This window comes from Paenibacillus sp. P4_A7, from assembly GCF_056402455.1.
Genome location: NZ_JBFUHJ010000013.1, coordinates 1 through 12818 on the forward strand (window position 1 = coordinate 1; position 12818 = coordinate 12818).

A 12818-nucleotide genomic window follows, 5' to 3' on the forward strand; every position below is an offset into this window, starting at 1 on the left:
GGGCGGGCTGGTTACACACAACTTGAGCAATTTACGAAGCTTAGAGAGTCAGATCTATTAAAGCTTCATGGGATGGGACCAAAAGCGATGGAACTGATTCGTCAGGCGCTCGAGGAAAAGGGGCTATCTTTTATAGAATGAGGATGGAGTGAAGGGAAATGTATTTATCTCAGCATGTAGATAATAACAACGTATCGATTCATTACTATGATTCCTGCAATCAATCAGATAGTCAGTTGTTACCTATCGTAGTTTGTCCGGGATTATCGGAAACAGCAGAGGAATACATAGATTTTCTTGAGACTGTTCTGCCAAGAAGGTGTATAGTTCTATCATTCAGAGGCAGAGGGAAAAGTAGTACCCCTGAAAATGGATATAATCTTGAAGAGCATATTTCAGATATTGAGTCAGTTGTTAAGCATGCTGGGTTAGAATCGTTTCATTTATTTGGATACTCTCGTGGAGTGGCTTATGCACTAGGCTATGCTCAAAAGCACAAGTATCGAATAAAATCACTAATAGTAGGTGATTATCCTCCAGAACATCGAGCGATGCCTCATGGCTGKGATGAAGATTATATAAATAACTATTTAATCCCGTATAACCGAACCGAAAATATTCGACCTGAGGCTGTTATCGGTATTCAAAGGGAGTCTACACAGGTCAGTCTCGAGAATAGCTTAGCTATTCCGCTTCTCATGGCAAGAGGGAAACTAGAAGAATCGTTAGTCTCTGACAATGATGTAGAGCGATATAAAACGATGATTAAACAATTAACTATAAAAGAGTATGTTCAATCTGGACATAACATAAAAGGTACCGAGAAAAAGTTCTTTTACGAAGATATTATTACATTTATAGATGGAATGGGTTTAGACTGATGGACAAAAAAATCAGTATCGAGCAGGTGGAGCAGTCGGAGAAAATACTTTTCTGAATTGAGTAGGTATTTGTAAAATAGGGAGGAAGTGAATGGTGTGATCGAGTGTCCATGGTGTAATAATCAAATTGAAATCCAAAACGGACGATGTCCCAAATGTAATAATAAACTGTATGAAATAAATGAAGATGATTTTGAGTCTGTAAGTGCAGGAGAGGGTACAGAAATTTATATTGAAGAATTGGACATTGAACAAGAAATAGAAAGCAATTTTATTTGCTCAAAATGCAAGGGAACCGAGTGTTCAGTCAAGGAAGTAGCCATGACCGGGGCTGGATTAAGTAAACTATTTGACATACAGCATATTCATTATCTGTTTGTTTCTTGTACTTCATGCGGTTTTGTCGAAGTTTATGACCCGAATGTATTAAGAGGTATGAAAGCTGGGCAATTAGGAACAGTGATGGATGTTCTCTTTGGCGGATAAATCCGGACTTGTTTTATTGAAACGACATGTAGATCCTTTGCGCAGCACTAATACGAAATGGGTGGTACAGGAACAATTTCCTGTACCACCCAATTTCGATTAAATCATGTTTTTTTATAAAGGGAGTTGTCTGTCAAATCCTTTTTAACAGTGATTACCATGAATTAGTAGTTACGGCCAATACCACAACTACAAGCGATAATCACCAACAAAATGAAAAGAACCAGAATGAAACCAATATTGTTACTTGCACCAGCAACATTACCACAAGACATTAAACATTCACCTCCTTGCGTTTCAAGTACATTATAAGTTATGCATGTCTGGCACTTATTGATTGGATGTTTGGTAGGGTATCAAATGATCAGAGTCATATACCTAAACGACAAAAAGGGGCGTCATGTCTCGGAACGCAAAAGACCCATAAAATGGGTCTTTTGCGAATGTTCTATTTTAAGGAATTCTTTGCAGTCTGCTTACAATGAGGTATGAGGTTTGGAGTGTTAATTAGTAGCCTTTACCATATCCGGCTCCGCCAACACCACAACCGTTGCCTAAGCCACCAAGACCACAACTACAAGCGATAATCACCAACAAAATGAACAGTACAAGAATAAATCCAATGCTGTTATTTGCACCTCCAACAAATCCACCCATCAAACATTCACCTCCTGATTCTTTAGTACACTCTAAGTTTATGCGCCCCTATAGCTGATTGATTGGGTGTTTGTACGGTGGTGATGATTGCCTATTAATATATTTAAGCTGGACGGATTCCAAACTATGCAATGTCGGCAAGCGGCGAGTTAGATGCTACTATTTATTTTTATAAAAACCTAAGTTAAACATGGTATTATTCGTAAATATTTTGTTGTCTTTGGTGCACCATCTGATATATTAGAAATGAAGCATTCCTCACCATGGGTATTACTATCGAGTTCGAGAAGCTTGAGTTTTTAACGAATCGTATGATAGCAGAAAAAACTAGGTTTACATGGGGGAGATACGGGCATGGAAAGACATATCGAAGTTATTGAAGGAACAATATCCACACTTGGAGAAGGTCCTGTATGGTTGGCCGACAAAAAGACATTTTACTGGGTTGATATCATAGAGAAGCAAATTCGCTTTTATCAACCAGAAACAAGTAAACAATGGAAGATTCAGGCGGAACAATTCGTTGGGGCGGCAGTACCTGCAACAAATAACCGCTTAGTATGCGCGATGTATGATGGTTTATATTACTTAGATCTAGATACGGAGCGTTTCGAAAAAATAGTTGAACTAGAGAGTAACTTGCCGCGAAATCGTTTTAATGATGGCAAATGTGATAGCGCAGGACGATTCTGGGCAGGGACGATGTCCATGAATGATGAAGCAGGAGCCGGATCGTTATACTGCTTGGAGACCGATGGGTCTGCTCGCAAGGTGCTCACTGACATTGGCTGTTCCAATGGAATCGGCTGGAGTCCAGATAATCAAAAGATGTATTATATTGATTCTAATACGCGAGAAGTTCATCAGCTTAGCTATGATCTAGAAACTGGTGAAACCGGAAATAGGGAAATAATTGTGAGATTAGGAGATGGCGAAGGTCTTCCAGATGGTATGGCTGTCGATGCTGAGGGAATGATCTGGGTCGCTCAATGGGATGGATACTGTGTCGCAAGGTGGAACCCTAATACAGGAGAACAGCTGGATAAAATAGAGCTGCCTGTCTCAAGAGTAACTTCCTGCTGCTTCGGCGGCGAAAATCTAGATGTATTATATATTACTTCTGCAAGAACTGGTTTAAGCGAAGAACAGCTGAGCAAGGAGCCATTGGCTGGAAGCTGTTTTAGGTATATGCCCGGAGTGCAGGGACTACCGGTCCATGGATATAAAGGTCTTTAATGTAATATTGTGCATGGTCAGAAAGCCGACATTGCGATGTCGGCTTTTTGGCGTCAAAATATGGACTCCAAGCTTAATCACACGAACCTTTCGATTCAAACGGCGCTAAACTCCTCTGTGGGGATGAAAGGAAATGCAGAAGTGACAGAGCAATCTGTCGAGGCTAATCATCAAAAGATTACTTTTTTATATGGACATATGATGCAAATTTCAGAAGCGGTTCATGCAGCTGCAGAAACCATGATTACACTAAAGCAATCATCGTATCGCGCAGAGGAGATGGTTGTCACTATGCGATAATCAGATCCAAGCAGCCGAGCAAGTCGATAAAGAAATCGGACAATTAAATAAACGAAGTATATCGATGCAGGAACGGTTTTCGGTTTAATTAAATTGTAGATATCACGTAATAATTGTAGTTTCAATTGTTTATACCTCGAAGGCAAAAGCGCTATGCTTAATTAGCAGCTATTAAAACGCTTTCAATTCGAGGGGGGATTGTTAATGACAATTAGTAAAAGCTTTAAAAGGATAAGCATAATGCTTTTAGTTATGCTTATTTTTACGTCTAGTTTTGTTTTGAGTCTTGCGCAAGTGAGAGCAGAAGCAGCAAGTTCAACAGTAATAAGCAGTACCGATCCGGCCATCACTTACTCAGGAGAGTGGGGGACTGTCGACCAATTAGGGACGAAGCTACGTTATAGCAACACGTCGGGAAGCGAGGCCTCTTTTACTTTCGAGGGTACAGCTATAAAGATTTCTGCTGTAAGAGGAGATAATCAAGGGAAAGCTGATGTTTATATCGACGGTGTGCTAAATACAACAATTGATTGTTATGGTCTTAATTATGAATTAGATAATGTCTATCAAATTGCGGGTTTACCTTTTGGAAATCATACTTTGAAGATAGTCGTCAACGCAGGAAAGAATCCATCATCAAGCAATCAGTACATTCAAATTGATAGATTCGAGTATTATACAGAGATCGTGACCGATGAAGACACTGTAACAGCTGATATCGGTTCGCTAAATGACGGAGTTATTCTGAACACTAATAGCTCAGTGTCATTTATTACGAGTGATCTCACACTGCCCAACATTGGAGCACACGGTTCTACGATCGTATGGAACGCGAATCCAATCGGTGTGATTGATACGAATACTGGTGTTGTAACAAGACAGGCCACTGATGTCTCGGTTTCCTTAACGGCTACAGTTTCTAAAGGATTGATAAGCCAAGACAAGAGCTTTCTTTTGACGGTTAAAAGTGATGTCTTATCGGACAGTGATTACTTGGATGAGGCTTTCGTTGCTCTGACGGGGGAAGTTATTTTAAACGGAAACAAAGCGCTTCATGATATTACGAAGAACATCTCTCTCCCAGTTACATTACTAAGTACAGCTATCTCATGGGAAACAGATAACCCGGGAGTTATCGATGTTAACACAGGTAAAGTTACAAGATCAACGGACCAAGATATCTCCTTAAACCTAACAGCTACACTCTCCAAAGGTACGAAGAGTAAGACAAAGGCGTTTGAACTCATTGTTAAGGCAATTCCGTCCACGGTCCAGAGCGGGCCTAATCCGATTATTTTTGATCAAACAGCTGTTATAGACAATTTAATTATACTTATGGGCGCAGCCTCCAAACACTCGTCAAATTTAACCGTAACTGATTATGGTCAGCCCAAGCATAGTTGGATTAATAATTTCAGTGCCTCAAATACGGATTATATGGAGTGGACAGTAAAGCTTGATGAAGGCGGAGAATACCACGTCGAGGCGCTATTAGATTCACCAAAAGAAAACGATTTTCAATTATCAGTAGAGAATACGGAGCACTCACTTCGTTTTGCAACAAAGATCAATGGATGGGATAAGTTAGATGCAGGTAAAGTCTTTATTCCTGCAGGAATTAGCAAGCTTAAATTGGTTAGAACTTCAGGCAGCGGCACGATCAACTTCAAATCGCTTGAATTGATTCGCGAAGTGGATCGTGCTGCGTATATGAAAAGAATAGATGAGTTCAAGGTTGATACTACTTGGCTTAGCGAGTCCAAATACGGTTTGATGTTTCAGTATGGACCTTGGGGATATCCTGAGAAGGGTACTGACAAGAAAAGTGTGGAAGAACAAGCGAATAGCTTTGACATTGATAAATTCGTAAATATGGTTGAAAATACAGGTGCCGAATATGTCCTCTGGTCAATGAGTTGGTGGACTTATGAAATATCTGCTCCTATCAAATCTGTAGATGATATTACTGGAAATAGGGATAGAACCTCAACCCGTGATTTAATTGGTGAAATCGCAACTGCACTAAAAGAGAAGGGTATTCGCTTCATGCTTTATTACCATACGGGTCAGGATAGTCATTTAGGTTATAAAAGTACGGATTTCTGGAAAAATCAAAACTGGCCGGATTCGTATACTGGAACTGGAGAGGGCGATCGCTCAACTTTTATCAACAATTGGGAAAAAATAATAACGGAGGTTGGAGAGCGATACGGAGATAAGCTGGATGGCTGGTTTTTCGATGACGGACTTGTTTATTATCCTGCTCCATTCGAACGTCTAGGGCAAGCAGCCAGAGCCGGTAATTCGGAACGTCTCGTATCTTATAATTCTTGGATAGCAGCTCGATACACTGATTTTCAGGATGTATATTTCGGTGAAGGGAGCCATGGAGAGCTACAATACGGCAGTGCACCTATGGGTGGCAACGGCGTGTTTACGGATGGACCGCAGAAGGGGCTCCTTCAGCAAGCTATGTTCACCATGGAAAATGACTGGGGTGTTCATGATCCAAACACAGTGATTTCGACCTCTGTTACAAGCGACCAAGCGATTGATTGGGTTAGAAGTGCGAGCAATCGAAAGGTTCCATTAACGTTTAATATGATGATGTGGGAGGATGGCACGGTAGCTGAAAAATCCTTGGATGTATTTAAAGCATTAAAAGATGCGGATCTAACCCTCCCATTGGGTATGGTGAATGACGATGATTCTAAAATCATCTATAACGGTACTTGGGATGTATCTTCCAATAGATCCACTGGAGATTACTTTGAGGATGTTCATTATACAGTAACCAAAAGCGATTTTGCTGAATTCACATTTACGGGTACTGGTGTGGATTTTATTACCTCCACCAATACAGATCAAGGGGATGTAGATGTCTATTTGGATGGCGTGTTTCAGAAGAAAATAAGCACGAATAGCTCATCCAGAGAAGTGCAGAAGACGGTGTTTCAAGTGACCGGACTATCGAAGGGGTCTCATACCATCAAGCTTGTCAACGCATCGGATATGTTCATGCTAGTTGATGCTTTCCGTGTCACACAAACGGAAGAAAATGGTCCAATCGGTGGCAGTAATGGATCTGAACTAGTTGGGGTTAATGGGAAGGTTGTGCTGTCGAATTTTATGGTGTCGGGTAAGACAGCTACCGCGATCATAGACAACAAGGCGCTTAATAACGCTTTGAAGCAGTCATCTCTAGCGGTCATTGATATTCCTAAACGGAATGGAATAACCGACTATATAACAAGTTTTCCTGTGGATGCTTTATCAACCGATAACGTTAATAATAAGATTCAGATCATAACGGAGATAGGCACCGTAACCATTCCAGTCAATATGCTAAAATCTACCGATTTGAAGGGAGCAGCAAGAGTTGAGTTGGTTATCTCCAATGCTGATATCAGTAACATGGATCCTTCCTTGAAGGAGAAAATAGGCAGCAAACCGGTCGTCGATATACATTTGCTAGTGAACGGTAAAAGGGTTACTTGGAGTAACTCAGAAGCGCCTGTAACTGTTGCTATTCCTTATACGCCGACAGAAGCTGAGAAGGCGGCACCAGAACATATTGTGGTTTGGTATATCGATGAAGCGGGTCAAGTGATACCGATGCCTTCTGGTAAATATAACGCTGCAACAGGTGTGGTTACTTTTACGACGTCTCATTTCAGCCGTTTTGCAGTTGCCTTTATTCAGAAGACCTTTGCGGATATTGAAAAGTACGGCTGGGCTAGGCAAGCAATTGAGGTATTGGCTTCAAAAGGAATTATCAAAGGAACCTCCAATACGGAGTTTCAACCAGGGGCAGCTGTCAAGCGTGCGGATTTTATGGTTATGCTCATTAGCGCCTCGGGTCTAACCGCTAACGTAAACGACAATTTCTCTGATGTTGACTCATCGAGCTATTATTATGAAGCAGTAGGCATAGCCCGTAAGCTAGGCATTGCGAATGGAGTGGGAAATCAATTATTCAAACCTGAAATAGAGATAACTAGGCAAGAGATGATGACGCTGATCGCTAAGGCTATGAAGGCTGCAGGTAAAGAATTGACGGCAGGGGCAGCATCGGATTTGGATCGGTTTGCGGATAAGGAATACATTTCCACTTACGCGGTAGATCATCTAGCAACATTGGTTAAAAATGAAGTGGTTACTGGAGACGGACGTTACATTAATCCTCGTAACCATGCGACAAGAGCTGAATCTGCTCAATTGATTTATAAGATTTACAATAAGTAAATGGTAATGGGGGCTATCTCTAAGGTCTGAAAAGACCAAAGGGATAGCCCCCATTTCATTAATGATGATACTGATTATTCCTGAAATCTAATGGTGAAACGCCAGTCATCTTCTTAAACACGAGAGCAAAATGTTTATAATCGTTATATCCGACGGTTTCAGAAATTTCATACGCAAGTCTGTCTGTTTCTGTAAGCAACCGCTTGGCTTCTTTAATGCGGAGTTTGTTCAAATACTCGGAGAAGGAAATGCCCATCTCTTTCTTAAACAGGTGACTGAAATAGTTGGGGGTTTTTCCAACTGTATCTGCTACTTTCTCTACAGAGAGGTCTTCATTATAGTGAGTGGCAAGATATTTCATCACGGTCATCATCATTTTTTGATGTTTGATCCCTTTGTAATCCCGTATAACTGACAAAATATCTTGATATACGAGCTGTACCCAGCTGCAATACGCTTCGATTGTGCCACGGCTTCGGTTGAAATCCACACCGCTAATTGCTTCTTTGACCATGAGGTCGAAATATTTGAACTCTGACTTAACTGAACGCAGGAGGAGCTGAATTAACTGAATGGAGAAATGTTGAATTTCTTGTTCCTTCCATACCGCCTTTTCGCTAATACGGTTAAACTCCCAAGAAATTCGTTCGGCGATTAGGGAATCGTTTAAAGTAAGAATGAGTTCCTTCCATTCCATCTCCTCTAAATCATAGATAAAAGTAGGTTCAACAGGAGTCTGCTCTTCGTAATAGGATTGTGAGCGAGTTCCCTTGTAGAGGCGAGATTCCAACGCTATTATCGCTTGGCGATATAACTGTGGAATGGAAGAGATCGAACAGATATGACTAATTCCGAAAGATAACGTAACGGATAGGAATGCGCTAAGCTCTTGGTTAACGGTATCTGAATAACGTAACCAATCCGCTCGCATGTGAGTGGATGCATCTTGAGGCATGTCGCATAGCAAGGCAAACTGCCCGTCTATGGAGGGAATGACAATTCCTCTAATTATGGCTCGGTGACGATGAAGAACTTCTTTGATTTTACCGGTTAAGACAGTTGTTGAGGTGGGGGAAGCATCTGAGTGTGAATCTACAGACGCGATTGCTACGACTGCTAAATGTCCAGAAGTCCATTCATAGCCAAACAATTCACCGAGCACGTCTTGTATTTGTGCCGAGTCCTCAAGCTCGTCTGTTAATGTCTGTAAAGCCAATTTTTCTTTGGCGAGTTCTCGCAGCTGGCCGCTTTTCCGAAAGCTGACAATGGCCTCTTTTACCGCTTCAGTTAGTGCTGGAATTGAAATCGGTTTTAATTCATAATGAAAGATCCCTAATTGAATGGCTTTACGGGCGTATTCAAACTCGGAGTACCCGCTGAGCAAAATGATTTTGGTGCTCGGGTCGAAGATGAGAATGTTTTGAGCAAGAGTCAAGCCGTCAATCACTGGCATGAGAATATCCGTGATAACAATTTCAGGCCGGAGAAACTTGACCATCATCATAGCTTCTTCTCCATTTTCGGCTATTAACGCTTCATGTATGCCTAACTCCTGCCAGTCGATAGCTTGCTGTAGTCCGGTGCGGATATGGTATTCGTCGTCTACGATGAGCAGTTTCACAATATTCCTCCATTCTATGATTGAAAAGGGATACAAATTTCTACAATTGTCCCGCGACCAGGCTCACTTGATATGTGCATGCCATATGGTTCGCCRTAATAAAGCTGAATTCGTTCGATAATATTACGGAGAGCATAGGATTTGTCCGTTCTCTGCTKATTCATAATCGACTCTATGACAGACGCGCCCATGCCCACTCCGTTGTCCGAAACCGAATAACATATCGCTTCTCCCCTTAGCCCGATATGAACTTCAATCTGTCCTTTCCCTTTCTGGGGCTCAAGACCATGCTTGATCGCATTTTCCACTAGCGGTTGTAGCAGAAGCTTTGGGGTGGCGGATTGCAGCACACGGGGATCCGTTTGAACCGACATCGTTATTTTATCGCCATATCTGTGAGTTTGAATCAACATATAATTTTGCAAATAGTTTACTTCTTCTCTGACGGTCGTATGACTATGGCCCATGTTCAGAACGTGTCTGAAAATATTGGCTAATGCCTCGATCTGATCGGCGATGATCATTTCCTTAGACTTGATAGCCTGCCAGCGGATCGATTCCAGTGTGTTGTACAAAAAATGTGGATTAATCTGTGATTCCAATGCGCTGAGCTTGGCTTCTTTCTCTTTCACGATGCTGCTATATTCCCTTTCAATTAGATCTTCAATTCTATGAACCATGTCGATAAAATTTTGGCTAATTCGTCCAATTTCATCGTTACCATTAGACGGAAGAGTGACCTTGAAATGACCAGCTTTAACCTTTGCCATCTCCAAGGATAATCGACGCAGAGGATTGATTATACTTTTCTTCTGCATGAGATAGAATATGAGACCTAGGAAGACACTGAGTCCGATCGAGATGGACACATACATATTAAGTAATTTCGTTTCATTACGGAGATCGGAGGAGGGAACGAACTGAACAACCTTCCATCCGACCTCAGGAATCGAATAGGAGAAGCCTGACCATGTACGTCCATCCATAGAAAAATGGTTGTAGCCTTCATTAACGGTATCGACAAAATTGGAGAACGGAAACTCGGAAGGAGATTTCCCCGGCAGCGTCCGATCAGTAGAGGAAATAATATTTCCATACGGATCGATGATTGAGATAGAGCCTTCTTCCCAGCGATTAATATCCTTGAATAGATTATATAAATAAGTTTCGTCAATCGAAATTCGAAGAGTAGCTAGTATGTGATTGTTTTTATTTAGATCATTAACTGCGCGAATAATAGATATGACGTTGGTAGGGTCCTTGCCGCTGCTAGCCAAGTGATTCAATGGATAAGTCGGAGTCCAGAAAGATTTTCCTTTCAGATCCGCCGCTCTCTTGTGAAATGTGGTATCCTCATTCGTGACGACTTTGCCGTATTGGTAGATGACCTCATCTCCATCACTAAGTGAGATGGAGTGAATATAAGGTCTCGATTTAATTAAGGAGTCGAACGAGAAGAACAGCTCACGTCTTAGTCGTTCGGCATTTAAATAGGATTTGTTCAAATAATAAATGGTCATTTCCTGAAGGTTTTTGTCTGCAAGCATGGCGACGGAAAGAAATTCAGTATCGTTAATCATTTGGCTAAAGTTAGTCTCTGTTTGCTTTAAGGTTTGATAGATAAGCTCATGTGTTTTATTGTCGATAACGTTAGAGGCTCTGCTGTTAAGAAAGAAGGCAGTAAACAGCAGGGGGGTTATCAAAAATAAGATCAGACTAAAAAGCATCTTGTTGGAGATGGATAAATATCGGATTTGCAAGTGGATGACTTCCTTCATGATACTCAAATGTAAGCGCTTCGTATTATACAGATTAAGTTCTAATTTCATATAATTCAAGTTTTGTTTGGAAAATCGTAGAAAATAAGGTGTAATTATAGCTACAGCGGAAAGCAACTTAATAAGACTTAAACGATTTCATAACCGTCGTAGAAATCACGTCATTATTGTAGTTTCAATTGTTTATGGTGTTGCCACATTCACGGTATGCTTTAGTAGTAATATAAAACGCTTTCAAAACAGGGGAGAGATTGTCATGACCAATCGGAAATTGTTCTCAATCGCTTTGGCATTGTTGCTGTGTACACTGTTTGTATCTGCTTGTTCGAGTTCGAACAACACAAAGAACGAAGGGAACTCAGCTACCGCATCACCTTCTCCTGCTTCGACACAAGCTGCTGAGACCCCGACGGAAGCTCCGAAAGATAAAACAAAAGTGAACTTTTATGGAAAAATCGTTGAGTATTCATCTGGTGAAGCTATGGTAGTTAAAATGCAAGAGCTTCTTCCAAACTTGGACATTAATGCAAGTCAGGTAGATTGGGGAAATTTATTGACTGTACTTAAGACCGGTATTGCCGCAGGTTCTCCTCCAGATGCGGCTGTATATTGGCCGATGCAGATGAAGCCCTTCGTGGACGCGGAGCAAGCTCTTGATTTGACGCCTTTCTTAGAAGAGAACGGTGGAGAGTGGAAAAATAGCTTCGAGCAGGCTTATCTGGATCAAGGTAAGTATAACGGAAAATATTATGCACTTCCCATCGATGCCAATTACAGCATGATGATGGCGAATGCGGATTTGTTCACAAAAGCAGGCATTGAAGTTCCGGATGGCTCATGGAGCTGGGATGAATTTATTGCTGCTTGCAAGGAGCTGAAGGAGAAATCAGGAGTTTCTCCATTCTCCGTGAGCAGCGATCTGAATCCGTGGCTCATTCGTAACGGTATGCTCAGCCTAGCAGCTGACGACAACAAAGTGGAAGACCTAGCAAATGGTAAAATCGAAGCGACATCTGATTACTTCAAAATTCCATTACAAAAATCAAAAGAGCTCTATGACGCGAAATATTGGTACCCGGGTGAAGGGGCGTTAACACTATCTCGCGATGAATCAAAGGCTGCCTTCATGCAAGGTAAAGTAGCTATTCTAGGAGAAGTATCCGCTTTGTTCGCTTCCATCCAGAAGGATGCTGGTTTCAAAGTGGTGCCGGTAGAATGGCCGCATATGGGGAAAACAAGCTTGTTTAACGGTGGAACCGATGGTCTATTCATCCCCGTCAACACGGAGAGTCCTGAAGAAGCCATACAGATGCTGAAGGCGTTCACAGGACCCGATGTTCAGCAGATTCATGCGGATGCTGGTTTCATAACCGTAAACACGACTGTTAAAAGCGCAGACCCTAGTGTCCAAGCGATGGCTGTATTCGGCAAAAACTCAAGCAGCCTCGAGTTCTTCAACTATTCAGCTAAAGTAACTGACTATATGGCCAAAGAAGCGCTTGCTGATTACGTATTAAACGGAAGCGGGGACAAAGTGCTTCAGAAGCTGGAACAATTAAGACAGGAAGCTGCTAATTCGTAACCTAAATTTTGGGTATGAGGCGTTCAGCCTCA

9 protein-coding genes are annotated in these 12818 nt (G+C 41.6%); 6 read left to right on the forward strand and 3 right to left on the reverse strand.

Annotated elements, in window-relative coordinates:
• Positions 1-158: 158 nt before the first annotated feature.
• Positions 159-881 carry an alpha/beta fold hydrolase gene (locus AC1DWN_RS03665; RefSeq protein WP_477557584.1) on the forward strand — a complete coding sequence of 241 codons (723 nt, stop codon included), beginning with the start codon at positions 159-161 and terminating at the stop codon, positions 879-881.
• An 87-nt stretch (positions 882-968) separates the two neighbouring features.
• Positions 969-1367, forward strand: a complete 399-nt coding sequence (locus AC1DWN_RS03670) for a zinc ribbon domain-containing protein (protein WP_477557585.1) — start codon at positions 969-971, stop codon at positions 1365-1367.
• 507 nt (positions 1368-1874) lie between these two features.
• Here AC1DWN_RS03670 and AC1DWN_RS03675 read toward each other — a convergent pair.
• Positions 1875-2027 (reverse strand): hypothetical protein, encoded by a 153-nt coding sequence (locus tag AC1DWN_RS03675; RefSeq protein WP_477557586.1) that lies wholly within the window; start codon positions 2025-2027, stop codon positions 1875-1877.
• A 351-nt stretch (positions 2028-2378) separates the two neighbouring features.
• Between AC1DWN_RS03675 and AC1DWN_RS03680 the strand changes: the two genes are divergently transcribed.
• The 3 genes from AC1DWN_RS03680 (at position 2379) to AC1DWN_RS03690 (ending at position 7805) form a co-directional block, all read left to right on the forward strand.
• Positions 2379-3260 carry an SMP-30/gluconolactonase/LRE family protein gene (locus AC1DWN_RS03680; protein WP_477557587.1) on the forward strand — a complete coding sequence of 294 codons (882 nt, stop codon included), beginning with the start codon at positions 2379-2381 and terminating at the stop codon, positions 3258-3260.
• A gap of 36 nt (positions 3261-3296) precedes the next feature.
• On the forward strand, positions 3297-3560 hold the full coding sequence (locus AC1DWN_RS03685) for a hypothetical protein (protein WP_477557588.1): 264 nt from the start codon (positions 3297-3299) through the stop codon (positions 3558-3560).
• Between the two features lie 204 nt (positions 3561-3764).
• Entirely contained in the window at positions 3765-7805 is a 4041-nt protein-coding gene (locus AC1DWN_RS03690; protein ID WP_477557589.1) for an immunoglobulin-like domain-containing protein, read from the forward strand.
• 58 nt (positions 7806-7863) lie between these two features.
• Here the strand turns inward: AC1DWN_RS03690 and AC1DWN_RS03695 are convergent, their stop codons facing one another.
• Positions 7864-9426: a response regulator transcription factor gene (locus tag AC1DWN_RS03695; RefSeq protein WP_477557590.1), complete on the reverse strand. Its 1563-nt coding sequence runs from the start codon at positions 9424-9426 to the stop codon at positions 7864-7866.
• 14 nt (positions 9427-9440) lie between these two features.
• A complete protein-coding gene (locus AC1DWN_RS03700; RefSeq protein WP_477557591.1) occupies positions 9441-11186 on the reverse strand; it encodes a sensor histidine kinase in 1746 nt (581 codons plus the stop codon).
• Positions 11187-11460: 274 nt separating this feature from the next.
• Here AC1DWN_RS03700 and AC1DWN_RS03705 point away from each other — a divergent pair, with 274 nt between their 5' ends.
• Positions 11461-12786: an ABC transporter substrate-binding protein gene (locus AC1DWN_RS03705; protein ID WP_477557592.1), complete on the forward strand. Its 1326-nt coding sequence runs from the start codon at positions 11461-11463 to the stop codon at positions 12784-12786.
• Positions 12787-12818: the final 32 nt, after the last annotated feature.